We start from the raw sequence: 15764 nt of genomic DNA, 5'->3' as shown, positions 1-15764 counted from the left end.
TCCGCTTCCCGCCGATTTCGCGGGAAATCCCTGATCAAACTCGCGTTGCGTGCGCCCGATGGGCTCGCTTAGAATATTTTTATGAGCTACGTAGGTATTGCTAAACAATACTTTCAAGCAAGCAGGACGAACGCGGTATTCATCGGAACGGGGCATGCGCGCCGGCCGCTTCCGAGCCAAGTTCCGTCACACCCAGGCGTATCAAGGTTGCAGGACTTCATGCGGACAGAGGAATATGAAGAGCGCGATGGCTTGGGCTTGGCCCAACTGTTGGCTCACAACGAAACCACCCCGGCCGAGCTGATGGCGTGCGCGCTGGAACTTGCCAGCACACGCGGCACGCCATTGAACGCGCTGACCTATGTGCAGCCCGACACGGGCCGGGGCCTTGCTGCCGACTGGCGCCAGCGTGGCGCCTTTCGTGGCATTCCCTTCATCTTGAAAGATTCAGGTCTGCCCAGCCGGCGCTTTCCGTCCAGCCTGGGCTCGCACCTGTTCAACGACACGGCCTATGACATTGAGGCCACCTTGGCAGAACGTTTCGAAGCCTCGGGCCTGATTCCGTTTGCGCGCAGCACCGTGTCGGAACTGTGCATGGGGCCGTCCACCGAAGCGCGCCGCAACGGCGGCGCCACGCTGAACCCGCGCGCGCTGGACCGCTCGGTCGGTGGCTCCAGCGGCGGCGCGGCGGTGGCCGTGGCGGCGGGCATCGTGCCGGTGGCGCACGGTAGCGACGGCGGCGGGTCGATCCGGATTCCGGCGGCGTGCTGCGGCGTGTTCGGCTTGAAGCCCAGCCGGGGCCGCGTGCCGATGGGCCCGGCGCGCGGCGAAGGGTGGGGCGGCATGGCCTGCGAAGGCGTGCTGTCGCGCAGCGTGCGCGATACCGCCGCCGCCCTGGACGGCATCGGTGGCTATGCCCTCGGCGCGCCCTATGCCGCGCCGCCGCAGCCCGGGTCGTACCTGGACTCGGTGCGTGAGCAGCGCCGCGAACCGCTGCGCATTGCGCTGTGGCGCCAGGCGTGGAACGGCATCGCGATTGCGCCGGAATGCCTGGCCGCTGTTGAACGCACGGCACGCCTGTGCCGCGAACTGGGGCACGAGGTGATCGACGCACCCTTGCCTGAACTGGATTACGCCGGCTTCGTCCGCGCACACGGCACGGTGCTGGCCACCAACATCGTGCTGGCCGTGCAGGCCCGCCTGACGCTGCGCGGCCGCGACCTGCGCGACGACGATCTGGAACCGGTCATCCGCGATGGCCTGTCGGTGGGCCGGGGCCTGACCGCCACGCAATACGTGGATTCGATCAACCGCTTCCATGCCATCGGCCGCGCCATTGAATCGGCCATGACGGGCTTTGACCTGGTGCTGACGCCCACCTTGGCGCAGTTGCCCGCCAAGCTGGGTGAGCTGGCGCTTGAGGGCGAGTTCTGGGCGTTTCGCGAAAAGGTGTCGCGCTACGCCACGTTTCTTGCCGTGATCAATGCATCGGGCCAGCCGGCAGCCAGCCTGCCGCTGGACTGGACTGAAACAGGGGTGCCCGTGGCCAGCCAGCTGATCGGGCACTTCGGGCGCGAGGACCAGATCCTGCGCCTGGCGGCGGAGCTGGAACGCGCCGCGCCTTGGGGCACGCGGCCAATCCTGCTGCCCTGAACCACGCCACGGTCCGCCGCCATACCGGCGGCGCCGTTCAAAACCATACAAGGGGAAGAAATGAAACGCGCTTTTCTGTTTTCGACCGCATTGTTCCTGGCATCGGCCGGGCCGCTTGCCGCCGTGCCCACGACCAGCCAGGCCGAGACCACCGCCAAGTTCGTGATGCATGCGCCGCTGCGTGTGCTGGACCCGATCCTGACGTCGGCCTACGTCACGCGCAACCACGGCTATCTGGTCTACGACACGCTGTTCTCGATGAATGCCCAGGGCCAGGCCAAGCCGCAAATGGTGGATTCCTGGACCGTGTCGGAAGACCGCCTGACGTATACCTTCAAGCTGCGGCCCGGCCTGAAGTTTCATGACGGCGCGCCGGTGACGGCGGACGACGTCGTGGCCTCGCTGCAGCGCTGGGAAAACGGTGACCCCACCATCGGCAACCGCCTGAAGCTGGCCACGGCCGAATTGGCCGCAAGCGGCGCCGACACCTTCACGCTGAAGCTTCGCACCCCCTACGGGCTGGTGCTGGAATCGCTGGCCAAGGAAAGCTCGCCGGTGCCGTTCATCATGCCCAAGCGGATTGCGTCTGTGCCGGCCTCGCAGGCAATCAGCGAAACGATCGGGTCGGGGCCGTACAAGTTCGTGCAGGCTGACTTCCAGGCGGGGGTCAAAGCCACCTACGTGAAGTTCGCGGACTACGTGCCGCGCAAGGAACCAGCCAGCGCATTCGCGGGCGGCAAGGTCGCCCGCGTGGACCGGCTGGAACTGGTGAACATCCCCGACAGCCAGACGGCCGTCAACGCGCTGCGCAATGGCGAGATCGACTTCCTGGAAGACGTGCCGCCTGACCTGATGCCGCAATTGAAAGACGCCAAGGGCATCACGCTGAAGTCGTATGGCAAGAACTCCAATATGTTCACGCTGCGCATGAACTGGCTGCAAGCGCCGTTCAACAACGTGAAGGTACGCCGCGCGGCGCTGGCGGCCTTGAACCAGGTGGACTATCTGGACGCGCAGATTGGCGACCCCGAGGTCTACCAGGTGTGTGGCGCGGTGCTGACCTGCGTGTCGCCGTATGCGTCTGAAGAAGGCGCCACGCAGATCAAGGCGCCAGACCTCGCGCATGCGCGCCAGCTGCTGAAAGACAGCGGCTACAAAGGCGAAAAGGTGGTGGTGCTGCACCCGACGGATCTGCCCATCTTCGCCAATATTGCGCCGGTAACCGCGCAGGCGTTGCGCAGCATCGGCATGAACGTCGAGATCCAATCGATGGATTGGGCCACCTTGCTCAGCCGCCGCAGCAAGAAGGACGGCGTGGAGCAGGGCGGCTGGAGCATCTTCCAGTCGAACATGTCCAGCCTGGACCTGATGTCACCCGTGGGCAACCCCAACCTGGACGGGCGCGCCGGTTCCACCTACCCCGGCTGGACGCACGACGACGCGATGGACGCGTTGCGCACCCGCTTCGCCGCCGCCGGTACTGAAGCCGAACGACGTGACATCGCCACCGCCATCCAGCGCCGGAACTACGAACAGGTGATGTACGTGCCGCTGGGCGGGTATTCGAAGTTCAAGGGCTATGACGCCAAGTTCGCCGATCTGGTGGACGCGCCGATTCCGCTGTTCTGGACCTCGGCCAAGTAGCGGGAACTGCCATCATGCTGAATCTGATCCTCAAACGCCTGCTGGCGGCCATTCCCGTGATGTTGGTGGTGGCCACCGTGGTGTTCCTGCTGTTGCGCATGGCCCCGGGCGACCCCGCCCGGGTCATCGCCGGAGACATGGCCAGCGAAGAGGCCGTGGCCGAGGTCCGCGCCCAAATGGGCCTGGACCAGCCGCTGCCCACGCAGTACCTGTTGGCCATGGGCGCGCTGCTCAAGGGCGACCTGGGCGAGTCCATCATTTCGAAGGACTCGGTGGCCACGCTGATCGGCCAGCGCCTGGGGCCGACCTTCGCGCTTGCCCTGTGCGCCATTTTGCTGACGATCTTCGCGGCCATTCCCTTGGGGGTGTTTTCAGCCTGGTGGCATAAGCGTCTGATCGACCGCGTTACGTTGGCCGTGACGGTGCTGGCGTTTTCGGTGCCCGCCTTCGTGGTGGGGTATCTGCTGATCCTGGTGTTCTCGGTCAAGCTGAACTGGCTGCCGGTGCAGGGCTATGCGGGCCTGGCTTCCGGCTTCGGCACCTTCCTGTATCACATGGTCTTGCCCACCGTGACGCTGGCCACCGTGTTCGTCGCGCTGATCACCCGCATCACGCGCGGCAGCATGCTGGAAGTGCTGGGCGAAGACTTCGTGCGCACCGCGCGCGCCAAGGGCGTGCCCGAACGCTACGTGCTGTACCGCCATGCGCTGCGCAATGCGGCGGTGCCCATCGTCACGGTGATCGGCCTGGCGCTGACCACGCTGATCAGCGGCGTGGTAGTCACCGAAACCATCTTCAACATTCCGGGCGTGGGGCGCCTGATCGTCGACGCCGTGCTGGCGCGCGACTATCCGGTGGTGCAGGGCACGATCCTGTTCTTCTCGTTCGTGTATGTCTTCATCAACCTGGCGATCGACCTGCTGTATGTGGTGCTCGATCCGCGCATCCGCTACTGAGGCCGGATCCCCATGACTTCCAACGCGATCTCATTTCCCCGGGCGCGCGCCTGGTGGCCCGCGCTGACGCGCGATCCCATGATGCTGACGGGGCTGGTGCTGCTGGTGGTGTTGATTGGCCTGTCGCTGCTGGCGCCCGTCATCACCTGGCACGATCCAGCCAGCCTGACGCCGCGACTGCGCTTGAAACCCGTCAGCGCCGAGTACTGGCTGGGTACCGATTCGTTGGGCCGCGACCTGTTTTCCCGTGTGCTCTACGGCGGCAGGCTGTCGATCACGCTGGCCGCGCTGGTCAGCGTGATCTCGGTGTGCGCCGGTTTGCTGCTGGGCTTGCTGGCCGGTTACTTCCGCCAACTGGACGCGGTGGTCATGCGCATCATCGACGGCATCATGGCCATACCCGGCCTGCTGCTGGCCATTGCCATGGTGGCGCTGGGCGGGGCGTCCATACCCACCATGGTCACGGCCATTGCCATTCCGGAAATTCCACGCGTGGCGCGCTTGGTGCGCAGCGTGGTGCTGTCGGTGCGCGAAGAACCTTACGTAGAAGCCTCGCTGGGCATGGGCACCGCCACCTGGCGCGTGCTGTGGCGCCACGTGCTGCCCAGCACCATCAACCCGCTGGTGGTGCAGGCCACCTTCATCTGTGCGTCCGCCATCCTGATCGAAGCGGTGCTGGGCTTTCTGGGGCTGGGCTTTCCGCCCGAGATCCCCAGCCTGGGCAGCATCATTTCCGAAGGCCGGCCCTTCTTTCAGCGCGCGCCGTGGATCATTTTGTTCCCCGGCATTTTCCTGGCGCTGCTGATCCTGTCCGTGAACCTGTTCGGCGACGCGCTGCGCGACCGCCTCGACCCGCGCATGGCGCGTCTACGCAAGGGCTGAACGCCATGTCTTTGACTCCCATTCTTGAAATCCGCGACTTGAACGTCAGCCTGCCCGGCGCGGGCGACCGCCGTTACGCCGCCGAAGGTATCAGCCTGACGGTGAGCGCGCGCGAAATTGTCTGCATCGTGGGCGAGTCCGGGTCGGGCAAGTCGGTGACGGCCAGCGCCGTCATGGGCTTGCTGCCCAAGAACGTGCTGCGCCTGGAAAGCGGGCAGATCCTGCTGTCGGGCCGCGACATCACGCACGCCACGAACACCGAGCTGCGCGAGCTGCGCGGCGACCGCATGGCCATGATCTTCCAGGAGCCCATGACGGCGCTGAACCCGCTGATGCAAGTGGGCGACCAGGTGGCCGAGATCTTCCAGTTTCATGGCCCGTCGCTGTCACGACGCGAGGTCGACGCCCGCGTGCTGGCCTTGCTGACCGACATGCGGCTGCCGTCGCCCGAAACACTGCGCCATGCGTATCCGCATCAGTTGTCGGGCGGCCAGCGCCAGCGGGTGATGATTGCGATGGCGCTGGCGATGGAGCCCGCGCTGATCATCGCCGACGAGCCCACCACCGCGCTGGACGTAACGTCGCAAGCGCAGGTGCTGCGCTTGCTGCACGGCCTGCGCGAGCAGCACGACACGGGCATTCTGTTCATCACGCATGACTTCGATGTGGTGGCTGAAATTGCCGACCGCGTCATCGTGATGCAGCAGGGCCGCATTGTTGAAGCCGGCACGGCGGCCGAGGTCCTGGCCAACCCCCAGCACCCTTACACCCGCAAGCTGATCGATGCCGTGCCCAAGGGGCAGTTTGGCGCGGGTGCGCCGCTGGCCGAGGGCGACCCGGTCATCAGCGTGGAAAACCTGGGCATGCGCTTTGTGACGGCTAGCCTTTTCAAGGCCAAGCGCCGCGAGGTGCTGGCGCTGGACGGGGTGTCGCTGTCATTGGCGCGCGGCGAAACGCTGGGCATCGTGGGGGAATCCGGCTCGGGCAAGACCACGCTGGGCCGCTGCCTGGCGCATTTTGCGCGGCCCACGTCTGGGCGCATCGTGATGAACGGCGAAGATGTATCGCGCCTGTCGCGTGCCGCCTGGCGGCAATGGTGCAAGCGCATCCAGATGGTGTTCCAGGACCCTTACCGCTCATTCAACCCGCGCATGACCATTGAAGCCACGCTGGCCGAAGGGCCGATGAACTACGGCGAAGACCGCGCCCGCGTGCAGGCCCGCATGCGCGACATGCTGGAACTGGTCAGCATCGACGCCAGCGCGCTCAAGCGTTATCCGCACGAGTTCTCGGGCGGACAGCGCCAGCGCATTTCCATTGCGCGGGCCTTGATGATGGAACCCCAGATTCTGATTGCCGATGAAGCCGTGTCGGCGCTGGACGTGTCGGTGCAGGCGCAGATCCTGGACTTGCTGGAGCGCATTCGCGAACAACTGAACCTGAGCATGATCTTCATCACCCACGACCTGCGCGTGGCGGCCCGGCTGTGCCATCGCATCGCGGTGATGCAGCGCGGCCGTGTGATGGAGATCGGCCCCGCCGAACAGATCTTCATGCGCCCCGGCAGCGGCTACACGCAGGAATTGCTGGCCGCCATTCCCGGCAAGGACGGGCTGGGCAGCCGCCCCGCTGCCGGCCTGGCCTTGGCCAGCGCATGACGGAATCCAGGAAACCAGACGATGACACGCGTTGCCTTATTGAGCCGGTCGGCCAATCTTTCGTATTTCCAACCCTTGCTGCAAGGGCTGGCGCCCGAGTTGGACGTGGCCGTCTGGCCCGACCCGCGCAGCCTGTCCGCCGACGTGGCGGTGTGCTGGAACCCGCCCGTGGGCGTGTATGACGACATGCCCAACCTGAAGCTGATCCACAGCATTGCCGCCGGCGTCGACAACCTGTTGGACGGGCAGCGCACGCGCGGCCTGCCGGTGTGCCGCGTGGTGGATCCGCAGTTGGCGCAGGGCATGTTGCAGTACGTGCTGTGGTGCGTGCTGACGTTTCACCGCAAGCTGGACGTGGCGCTGGCCAACCAGCCCAGCGCGCAATGGCAGCGGCCCGTGCAGACGCCCGCGTCGCAATGCCGCGTGGGGCTGATGGGCCTGGGCGAACTGGGCAGCGCCATCGCGGCGGTGTTGCCGGGGCTGGGCTACCCCGTGAATGGCTGGTCGCGCACGCCGCGCCAGATCGAGGGCGTGCGCGGCTATGCGGGCGAAGCCGAATTCGATGCCTTCCTGGCCAATACCGATGTGCTGATCTGCCTGGTGCCGCTGACACCCGCCACGCGCGGCATACTCAACCGCCGCACTTTCGACGCCTTGCCGGCCGGCGCGGCGGTGGTCAATTGCGGGCGCGGCGAACATCTGGTGCCCGCCGACCTGATCGATGCCTTGGCGCGCGGGCAGTTGCGCGGCGCGGTGCTGGACGTTTTCGCGCATGAGCCGCTGGACCCCGCCGACCCGCTGTGGCGCACGCCCGGCGTGATCGTGACCCCGCACATGGCCACCATGCCGGCCCCCGGCACCGTGGCCGAACAGGTGGTGGCCAACATCCGGCGCCTGGGCCAGGGCGCGGCGCTGGCCAACGCCGTGGACGCTACGCGCGGCTATTGAGCTGGCGCCTTTCCCGCTATTCCCTTATCCCCAATCCCCGATTTCATCCCGACCTCTCAACGAGACACACCATGTATTTCGACGACCCCGCGTTCACCATTCCCACCGGCACCCCCGCGCCTTTGGATCCGCAGATTGCCGAATTCCTGCGCCGCATGGCGGCCGACGCATCGCAGTACCCGCGCCGCGACACCTTGTCGATCGAGCAGGGCCGCGCCAATGCCGAAAAAGTGCGCCTGCCCTGGGCGCAAGGTGGCCCGGAAATGGCCCGCACCGTGGAACATCAGGTTGCCACCCGCCACGGCGATGTGCGCGTGCGCGTCTACTACCCGGCCGAACGCCGCTTGCCCGGCGCCTTCATCTACATCCACGGCGGCGGCTTCGTGCTGTTCAGCATCGATACCCATGACCGCGTCATGCGCGAATACGCCCAGCGCGCCGGGGTGGTGGTGATCGGCGTTGACTACACGCGCGCGCCCGAAGCCAAGTTCCCGCAACCGCTGGAAGAATGCGTGGACGTGGTGCGCTGGGTGGCGGCGTCGGGCCAGGCGCTGGACATCGATGCCAGCCAGCTCTTCCTGGGTGGCGACTCCGCCGGCGCCAACCTGTCCATGGGCACGGCGCTGACCCTGCGCGACGAGAACCAGCCGCTGCTCAAGGGCCTGGTGCTGAACTACGGCGGCTTCGGCAGCAACCTGTTCCGCAACTCGGTGGTGCGCTACGGCGCGGGCGACTACGGCCTGTCGCTGCACATGATGATCTGGTTTCGTGGCATGCACATCCGCCATGGCAAAGACTTTTTCGACCCGCGCGTGGACATCCTGCGCGCCGACGTGACGGGCCTGCCGCCTGCCTGGCTGGTGGTGACCGAATGCGATCCGCTGCACGACGACAGCATCGAACTGGAACGCAAGCTGCGCGAGGCCGGCGTGGACGTCGCCGCCAAGGTCTATCCCGGCACGGCGCACAGCTTCCTGGAAGCCGTGTCGATCGCGGCGGTGGCGGGCGAGGCCTTCGACGACACGGCGCGCTGGTTGCACGCCAAGGCCGCGTAAACGGAGCCGACACGCCATGTACACCCCGCCGGCCTACGCCGAAAACGACACCCGCGTGCTGCATGCCTTCATGCGGGCGCATAGCTTCGCCACGCTGGTGACCGTGGGCGCGGACGGCGCCCAGGCCACGCACCTGCCGTTCCTGCTGCGCGAAGACGGCGGGCTGGGCACGCTGGTGACGCATCTGGCGCGCGCCAATCCGCAGTGGCGCCACCTGGAGGCGGGCGCGCGGGCGCTGGTGCTGTTCCAGGGGCCGCATGCCTTCATATCGCCTAGCTGGTACGTGAACCAGCAGACGTTTCCCACCTGGAACTACACGGCAGTGCACGCGCGCGGCGCGCCGCGCCTGATCCAGGAACCCGAGTCCATCCGCGCCGTGCTGTCGGCCACCGTCGCGCATTACGACACGCCCTTGGGCGGCGAGTGGACGTTTCCCGCCATGCCCGAAACCCTGACCGCCCCGCGCCTGAAGGCCATTGCCGCGCTGGAAATCCCGATTGCCACGCTGGAAGGAAAAATGAAGCTGAATCAGGACAAATCGGTGCAGGACCGCCTGGGGGTGGTACGCGAACTGGAGCGTTTGGGCGACACTGGCGGCTTGGCCATCGCGCGCTTGATCCGTGCCCAGCTTGATCTGGCCGGCCTGGCGGATGCATGAACCCTGATCGCAACCGGAGCCTTACTCATGATTCAAGAAGCAAGCGAAGCACAAGTGCGTGAAGAACTGGCGGCACTGTACCGCCTGATCGCGCATTTCCGCATGACGGACCTGATCGACACCCACATCAGCGCACGGGTGCCCGGCGACAAGCATCATTTTCTGATCAACCGCTACGGCGTGCTGTTTCACGAAATGCGTCCGCAGGATCTGGTGAAGATCGACCTGGACGGCAACCCGGTGGACCCGGGCGACGCCGAAAGCCAGGTGGTCAACGCGGCGGGCTTCACCATCCATTCGGCGGTGCACGCCGCCCGCCACGACCTGGCTTGCGTGGTGCACACGCACACGGCCGACGGCATCGCCGTGGCCTGCCAGCGCGACGGGTTGCTGCCCATTACCCAGCACGCGCTGCGCTTCTACAAGCGGCTGGGCTATCACGACTATCAGGGTATTGCGCTGGACCTGGAAGAACGCGAAAGCCTGGTCGCCAGCCTGGGCCAGCACAAGGCCATGATCCTGCGCAATCACGGCCTGCTGGCCGCGGGGTCGTCGGTGGCCGAGGCCTTCGTCAATATCTACTACCTGGAACGCGCCTGCCAGGCGCAGGTCAAGGCGCAGTCGGCCGGCGTGCCGCTGGTGTTTCCGTCCGAGGCGGTGTGTGAACGCACCGCGGGTCAGTACGAACGGCCAAACGCCCCGATCTACACACAACGTGTCTGGACAGCGGCCCGTCGGCTGCTGGAGCCGGGCCTGGAGACAGAGGCGGGAGGCTCTTCCCTTCCTGTCTGACCGGCGGCGCTGGCGCTGACCCGTGGCGCTGGCCGGCCCCGGCGGTCAGGACATACCGGCCCCACCAATCAGGACATGCCGACCTTGCCGCTCAGCGCGCGGGCGGCCGTCATCAGCAGGGGGGAATAGCGCCGCGCGAAGTCTTCCGGCGAGTCCCATTCGGATACCAGCCCCGCAATCTGGATGGCCGCGACCGGGCGGTGGCGGTGGTCCAGGATGGCGGTGGCCAGGTTCAGTTCGCCCAGCAGGCTTTCTTCGATGGCCGTGGCGTAGCCGTCCTGGCGCGCCTGGACGACCAAGGCGCGGATGCGGTCCGGGTCGTTGTTGGTCTTGGGCGTGGTGGGGATGGTGGCGCGCGGCATGTCGATGGACCGCGTGAGGATGTCTTCGACTTCTTCATCAGGCAGGTGCGACATGATGGCGCGGCCACCGGCCGTCTGCACCATGGGCAGGGCGCGTCCGGCCAGCGTGCTGCTGAAGGTCTGGCGCTTGGTCTGGCGGCGCAGCGCGAAGATGATGTAAAGGTCGTTGAAGAGACTCAGTTCGACCCTTTCGCTGGTTTCGCGCTGCATTTCCGCGATCAGTGGCGTGGCGCGTTCCAAGAGCGGTACGCTGCGCATGTAGTCGAAACTGCGTTGCAGGATCTTCTTGCCGGGCGTGTAGCCCTTGCCGCCCGCGCCGCGTTCCAGGTAGCCCAGCGTGACCAGCGTATGCGTCATGCGCTGGGTGGTGCTGCGGTCAAAGCCGGTGATTTCCATGAGCTCGTTCATGCTGAGCGTGGACGGCCGCTGGGCAAAGGCCTCCAGCAGTTCGAAACCCTTGGCCAGGGATTGCACGAATAGGGGGTCAGGGCGGCTCATGGTGTATGGCGGCGGAGTCGATGTCAGGCGGAAATTTCGGAATTTTGGAATTGTATAAAGATTCGGAAGTATTTCCTAGAGATACCTGGGCCGGCGGTATGACACTGCACTTGGCGCGCTATCTAGCGGGCCGCGCAGGCCGGGCCGCGTAGGTCGGGCCGCTGCGATTTTCGATGTTCTTATTGATGCGGCGTTGCTTCATATTTGAGAAATTCTTGATATTTAAATCAAGCAATAACAACACTTTCCAGGCAAAAGTGTCCTGTAAGGCGCATAAACGCTCAAGAATTTTCTGAAACTCCCATGAAACGGGTGTTTCGGGGCTAATAGGAATACAATTCCCGCACTTTCGGAGGTTTCTATGTCGGTCATATCCGATATCAAAATTCGCCCCCTGGAGCGCGGCGACCTGCACTTCGTGCACAAGATCAACAACAACGACGTCATCATGCGTTATTGGTTCGAAGAGCCCTATGAGGCCTACGACGAACTGGTCGCTCTTTATGATCGCCACTTGCATGATCAAAACGAACGGCGCTTCATCATCGAGCACGATACCGGCCAACCCGCCGGCCTGGTGGAACTGGTTGAAATCGACTACATACATCGCCGTGCCGAATTCCAGATCATCATTGCCCCCAGCTACCAGGGCCGGGGTTACGCCAAGGCAGCTACCCGCATCGCGGTGGGTTACGCATTCCGCGTGCTGAACATGCACAAGGTCTATCTGGTGGTGGACAAGGACAACACCGCGGCCGTGCACGTGTACGAACGCTGCGGCTTCCAGATCGAAGGGCTGATGAAGGAAGAGTTCTTTTCCAACGGCGCCTACCGCGACGCCTACCGCATGGCCTTGCTGCAGCACGAGCATCTGCGCGACGTTGGCCCCGGCGCACCAGACGCGCCCGTGCTGCGCGATTGGCCGCAAGAAGAACAGACGGGCTAAGGCCCAGGCCGGAACTGCTGCGGGGCTAACGCCGCGCGGGGCGCGAACCCCCGCGCGGCATGAGTGGCTACCGGGTTTAATCCGCCGCGCGCAGCAGCCGCAGGCCGTTGGCCACCACCAGCAAGCTGGCGCCCACGTCGGCAAACACCGCCATCCACAAGGTCGCATTGCCGGTCATGGCAAGCGCCAGGAACACCACCTTGATACCCAGCGCCAGCACAATGTTCTGGATCAGCACGCGATGGGTGGCGCGCGACAAGCGCAGGAAAGTGCCGATCTTGCGCAGGTCGTCGTCCATCAGGGCAACGTCCGCCGTTTCGATCGCCGTGCCGGTGCCGGCCGCGCCCATCGCAAAACCGATGTCGGCGCGCGCCAGCGCAGGCGCGTCGTTGATGCCGTCGCCCACCATGCCCACCTTGCCGTCGCTTCCCACATTGGCCGCCAGCTTGCTTTCAATGGCGGCCAGCTTGTCTTCTGGCAATTGATCCCCCCGCGCTTCATCCATGCCCACCTGCCGCGCAATGGCTTGGGCGGTGGGCGTGTTGTCGCCCGTCAGCATCAGCGTGCTCACGCCCAGGGCGTGCAGGTCGGCGATGGCGGCGGCGCTGGTGGGTTTGACTGTATCGGCCACGGCGGCCAGTGCCAGCACGTGCGTGCCGTCCGTCAGGGCGATCGCGCTTTTGCCTTCGCGTTCCAATTCGTCCATACGCGCTTCCAGTGTCGGATTCGACACGCCGGCATCGCGCATCAGGCGGCGGTTGCCCAACTGGAACGTCATGCCGTCAATGCGCCCGCTGACGCCGCGGCCGGGCAGGGCGGTGAAGGCGTCCACATCCAGCAAGGTGCTGCCGGCCTCGCGCGCGGCGTTGGCGATGGCCAGCGACACGGGGTGGTCCGAGCGGGCGGCCAGGCTGGCCGCGATCAGCGTGGCGGGATGGGGGGTGAAGTCGGCCACATCCCAGGCTTCCAGGTCGGTCTGCACCGGCTTGCCCTGGGTCAGCGTGCCGGTCTTGTCCAGCGCCAGCCACTTCAGGTTACGGCCTTCTTCCAGATAGACGCCGCCCTTGATCAGGATGCCTCGGCGCGATGCCGCGGTCAGGCCGCTGACGATGCTGACCGGCGTGGAAATGACCAGCGCGCAAGGGCAGGCGATGATCAGCAGCGCCAGGGCGCGGTAGATGGCGTCGAACCACGGCTGGCCCCAGAGCAGCGGCGGCACCGTGGCCACCAGCAGCGCCACCGCGACGACGGCGGGCGTGTAGATGCGTGAAAAGCGGTCGATGAAACGTTGCGTGGGGGCGCGCGCGCCTTGCGCCTGTTCGACCGCGTGGATGATGCGGGCCAGCGTGGTGTTGCCGGCGGCGGCGGTGACGCGGTATTCGAAGGAACCCGCGGCGTTCACGGTGGCCGCGTAGACCGGATCGTTCTGCGCTTTTTCCACGGGCAGGCTTTCGCCGGTGATGGGGGACTGGTCCACGGTGGAGCTACCGTTGACGATGATGCCGTCGGCGGCGATGCGTTCACCTGGGCGCACGCGCACCACGTCGCCCACGTTCAATTGCGCGGCCGGCACTTGCAGCCAGGCGCCGTCGGCCTGGCGGACGGTTGCGGTTTCCGGCGCCAGGTCCAGCAGGCCGCGCACGGCATTGCGCGCGCGGTCCAGCGAGCGGGCTTCGATCAGCTCGGCCACGTTGAACAGGAACATCACCATGGCGGCTTCGGGCCACTGGCCGATCAGCACCGCGCCGGTGACGGCGATGCTCATCAGCGCGTTGATGTTCAGGTTGCCGTTGCGCACGGCGATCCAGCCCTTGCGGTAGGTGCTGATGCCGCAAGCCAGGATGGCGGCCAGCGCCAACGCCGCGGTCACGCCCCAATGCCAGCCTGCAAAATGCGAAAACTCGGACAGCGCGGCCAGCACGCCGGCCCCGCCAATCTGCCACCAGTTCACCGGCGTGGCGGCGGGGGCGGGCGTGCCCGCGCTGCCTTCGGCCAAGGGTTCGGGCGTCATGTCCAGGGACTTGATGGCGGCCATGATGCGGTCCAGAGCGCCTTCGGCGTGCACCACGGTCAGCACGCGCTGCATCAGGTTGAAGTCCAGCGCATGCACGCCGTCCAGGCCGTCCAGCTTTTTACGGATCAGCGTTTCTTCAGTCGGGCAGTCCATTTGCCCGATGCGCAGCCGCGCCAACACCTGGCCGGGACCGGCGCTAAGCGTGGACGCATCGGCGGCCGCCGCGTAAGCGGGCGTGCCGGGGTCGTGCCCGCAGCAGGCGGATGCCGCGTGATCGTGGCTGTGATCGTGGCTGTGCTCGTGATTGTGCTCGTGGCTGTGGCTGTGCCCCTTCGTGTCGCGCGCATGCCCATGGCCAGCGCAGCCCGCGTGAGCGTGCTCGGCAGAGGGACGATCGTGAGATTTGACCGGCGGGAATGACATGGTTCTGGGCCTTGTTGAAACGGATGCCGTCATTCCACACCTTGGAGTTACTATAGGGTCAACCCCCAAAAAACACTCATTCGGATGCGATCCCAGGAGGCGTGATGCGAATTGGCGAATTGGCCACGGCGGCCGGCACCACGGTCGAAACCGTGCGCTACTACGAGAAAGAAGGTCTGCTGCCCGCCCCGGACCGGGGCCTGAACAACTACCGCAGCTACGGGCAAGCCCATCTGGAACGGCTGCGCCTGATCCGCAACTGCCGGGCGCTGGACATGACGCAAGACGAGATCCGCGCCATCCTGTCCTTGGCCGACAACCATCACACCGGCTGCGGCCCCATTAATGAACTGTTCGACGAACACATCTCGCACGTGGATGAGCGCATCGCCGAACTGATGCAGTTAAAGACCCAACTGACCGATTTGCGGCAACGCTGCCTGTCGGCGCAGCCCGATGCGGAAAATTGCGGCATCTTGCATGGCCTGTCTGAAATGCAGGTCGAAGAGCGCCAGGAGCGGCACACGCACCTGGGCTGACCCCGCCCGCGATGCCCTTTGCGCCGGCCGGGGGATACCCACCCCGGCCCGCGGCCTTCGCTTACTATGAGAATCTGTCTCTTTTACCTTTGCGCCTGAATCAATGACCGACTCCACGACCGCCACCCCGTTGCACGCGCTGACCACTCGCCGTTCCACCAAATTCCTGCGCGGCCCCGCGCCCAAGCCCCAAGAACTTGAACAGATCCTGCAAGCCGCCATGTCGGCCCCCGACCACGGCGCGCTGCGTCCGTGGCGCTTTGTCGTGATCCAGGGCGAGGCCATCGCCAAGCTGGCGGACGTGGCGCTGGATGCCGTCAAGCGCAGCGGTGACCCGCGCATGACGCCCGAAAAAGAAAAGTCGGTACGCGAATGGATGGCCGGCGTGCCGCTGTTCATTGGCGTGGCGCAAAAGATCGCGCACGACAACACCAAGATCCCCGAGCATGAGCAGTTGCTGGCCACCGGTTGCGCCGTCATGAACATCCTGAACGCCACCCACATGCTGGGTTACGCCGCGTTCTGGAGCACTGGCGTCGGCACCTATGTCGAAGACGTGCAGAATGCCCTGGGGCTGGATTCGCTGGACTACCGCTTCCTGGGGTATCTGGCCATCGGCACGCCGGGCTGCGCCGTGCCGCCCGCCAAGCGCCCCGACTTCCGCGAGTTCGTCACGGAGTGGACCGGTCCGGTCTGAACTGCTTCAAGTAAACCGTGGAAAACCCCTAGTGCAACA

14 protein-coding genes are annotated in these 15764 nt (G+C 65.6%); 12 read left to right on the top strand and 2 right to left on the bottom strand.

From position 1 onward, the window contains the following. Positions 1-219 precede the first annotated feature (219 nt). The 9 genes from WBR68_RS24700 (at position 220) to WBR68_RS24660 (ending at position 10246) form a co-directional block, all read left to right on the top strand. Positions 220-1653 carry an amidase gene (locus WBR68_RS24700; RefSeq protein WP_230695522.1) on the top strand — a complete coding sequence of 478 codons (1434 nt, stop codon included), beginning with the start codon at positions 220-222 and terminating at the stop codon, positions 1651-1653. Positions 1654-1713: 60 nt separating this feature from the next. Then, on the top strand, positions 1714-3297 hold the full coding sequence (locus WBR68_RS24695) for an ABC transporter substrate-binding protein (protein WP_230695521.1): 1584 nt from the start codon (positions 1714-1716) through the stop codon (positions 3295-3297). Positions 3298-3311: 14 nt separating this feature from the next. Next, positions 3312-4253 carry an ABC transporter permease gene (locus WBR68_RS24690; protein WP_050449721.1) on the top strand — a complete coding sequence of 314 codons (942 nt, stop codon included), beginning with the start codon at positions 3312-3314 and terminating at the stop codon, positions 4251-4253. A gap of 12 nt (positions 4254-4265) precedes the next feature. Next, positions 4266-5135: an ABC transporter permease gene (locus WBR68_RS24685; RefSeq protein WP_050449722.1), complete on the top strand. Its 870-nt coding sequence runs from the start codon at positions 4266-4268 to the stop codon at positions 5133-5135. Positions 5136-5140: 5 nt separating this feature from the next. Further along, positions 5141-6793: an ABC transporter ATP-binding protein gene (locus WBR68_RS24680; protein WP_230695520.1), complete on the top strand. Its 1653-nt coding sequence runs from the start codon at positions 5141-5143 to the stop codon at positions 6791-6793. A 21-nt stretch (positions 6794-6814) separates the two neighbouring features. Beyond that, a complete protein-coding gene (locus WBR68_RS24675) occupies positions 6815-7741 on the top strand; it encodes a 2-hydroxyacid dehydrogenase (protein WP_230695519.1) in 927 nt (308 codons plus the stop codon). A 71-nt stretch (positions 7742-7812) separates the two neighbouring features. Then, positions 7813-8796, top strand: coding sequence for an alpha/beta hydrolase fold domain-containing protein (locus tag WBR68_RS24670; protein ID WP_127184226.1), 984 nt, complete (start codon positions 7813-7815; stop codon positions 8794-8796). A gap of 16 nt (positions 8797-8812) precedes the next feature. Continuing rightward, positions 8813-9454 carry an FMN-binding negative transcriptional regulator gene (locus WBR68_RS24665; RefSeq protein ID WP_230695518.1) on the top strand — a complete coding sequence of 214 codons (642 nt, stop codon included), beginning with the start codon at positions 8813-8815 and terminating at the stop codon, positions 9452-9454. Between the two features lie 27 nt (positions 9455-9481). After that, a complete protein-coding gene (locus tag WBR68_RS24660; protein ID WP_230695517.1) occupies positions 9482-10246 on the top strand; it encodes a class II aldolase/adducin family protein in 765 nt (254 codons plus the stop codon). Between the two features lie 68 nt (positions 10247-10314). Here the strand turns inward: WBR68_RS24660 and WBR68_RS24655 are convergent, their stop codons facing one another. After that, positions 10315-11106 (bottom strand): IclR family transcriptional regulator, encoded by a 792-nt coding sequence (locus WBR68_RS24655; protein WP_230695516.1) that lies wholly within the window; start codon positions 11104-11106, stop codon positions 10315-10317. A 361-nt stretch (positions 11107-11467) separates the two neighbouring features. Here WBR68_RS24655 and speG point away from each other — a divergent pair, with 361 nt between their 5' ends. Continuing rightward, on the top strand, positions 11468-12052 hold the full coding sequence (gene speG, locus WBR68_RS24650) for a spermidine N1-acetyltransferase (RefSeq protein WP_006218930.1): 585 nt from the start codon (positions 11468-11470) through the stop codon (positions 12050-12052). A 76-nt stretch (positions 12053-12128) separates the two neighbouring features. Here the strand turns inward: speG and WBR68_RS24645 are convergent, their stop codons facing one another. Next, positions 12129-14489 (bottom strand): heavy metal translocating P-type ATPase, encoded by a 2361-nt coding sequence (locus tag WBR68_RS24645; RefSeq protein WP_370641277.1) that lies wholly within the window; start codon positions 14487-14489, stop codon positions 12129-12131. A gap of 104 nt (positions 14490-14593) precedes the next feature. On the opposite strand from WBR68_RS24645, the gene cadR reads away from it, so the two are divergent. Both cadR and WBR68_RS24635 read left to right on the top strand, forming a co-directional pair. Next, a complete protein-coding gene (cadR, locus tag WBR68_RS24640; RefSeq protein ID WP_050449728.1) occupies positions 14594-15028 on the top strand; it encodes a Cd(II)/Pb(II)-responsive transcriptional regulator in 435 nt (144 codons plus the stop codon). A gap of 103 nt (positions 15029-15131) precedes the next feature. Next, entirely contained in the window at positions 15132-15725 is a 594-nt protein-coding gene (locus WBR68_RS24635; protein ID WP_230695515.1) for a nitroreductase family protein, read from the top strand. Positions 15726-15764 lie beyond the last annotated feature (39 nt).

The sequence above is a fragment of the Achromobacter sp. JD-1 genome (genome assembly GCF_038594925.1).
Classification (GTDB): domain Bacteria; phylum Pseudomonadota; class Gammaproteobacteria; order Burkholderiales; family Burkholderiaceae_B; genus Achromobacter; species Achromobacter spanius_C.
The sequence above is the reverse complement of the archived record's forward strand: the minus strand, read 5'-3'. Positions and strand labels throughout refer to the sequence as shown.

Excerpts from the sequence above, each read along its gene's own strand:
- WBR68_RS24645 (WP_370641277.1), bottom strand. The coding sequence starts at position 14,489 with ATGTCATTCCCGCCGGTCAAATCTCACGATCGTCCCTCTGCCGAGCAC.
- WBR68_RS24670 (WP_127184226.1), top strand. The coding sequence starts at position 7,813 with ATGTATTTCGACGACCCCGCGTTCACCATTCCCACCGGCACCCCCGCG.
- cadR (WP_050449728.1), top strand. The coding sequence starts at position 14,594 with ATGCGAATTGGCGAATTGGCCACGGCGGCCGGCACCACGGTCGAAACC.
- WBR68_RS24635 (WP_230695515.1), top strand. The coding sequence starts at position 15,132 with ATGACCGACTCCACGACCGCCACCCCGTTGCACGCGCTGACCACTCGC.
- WBR68_RS24685 (WP_050449722.1), top strand. The coding sequence starts at position 4,266 with ATGACTTCCAACGCGATCTCATTTCCCCGGGCGCGCGCCTGGTGGCCC.
- WBR68_RS24680 (WP_230695520.1), top strand. The coding sequence starts at position 5,141 with ATGTCTTTGACTCCCATTCTTGAAATCCGCGACTTGAACGTCAGCCTG.
- speG (WP_006218930.1), top strand. The coding sequence starts at position 11,468 with ATGTCGGTCATATCCGATATCAAAATTCGCCCCCTGGAGCGCGGCGAC.
- WBR68_RS24690 (WP_050449721.1), top strand. The coding sequence starts at position 3,312 with ATGCTGAATCTGATCCTCAAACGCCTGCTGGCGGCCATTCCCGTGATG.
- WBR68_RS24695 (WP_230695521.1), top strand. The coding sequence starts at position 1,714 with ATGAAACGCGCTTTTCTGTTTTCGACCGCATTGTTCCTGGCATCGGCC.
- WBR68_RS24660 (WP_230695517.1), top strand. The coding sequence starts at position 9,482 with ATGATTCAAGAAGCAAGCGAAGCACAAGTGCGTGAAGAACTGGCGGCA.
- WBR68_RS24655 (WP_230695516.1), bottom strand. The coding sequence starts at position 11,106 with ATGAGCCGCCCTGACCCCCTATTCGTGCAATCCCTGGCCAAGGGTTTC.
- WBR68_RS24675 (WP_230695519.1), top strand. The coding sequence starts at position 6,815 with ATGACACGCGTTGCCTTATTGAGCCGGTCGGCCAATCTTTCGTATTTC.
- WBR68_RS24700 (WP_230695522.1), top strand. The coding sequence starts at position 220 with ATGCGGACAGAGGAATATGAAGAGCGCGATGGCTTGGGCTTGGCCCAA.
- WBR68_RS24665 (WP_230695518.1), top strand. The coding sequence starts at position 8,813 with ATGTACACCCCGCCGGCCTACGCCGAAAACGACACCCGCGTGCTGCAT.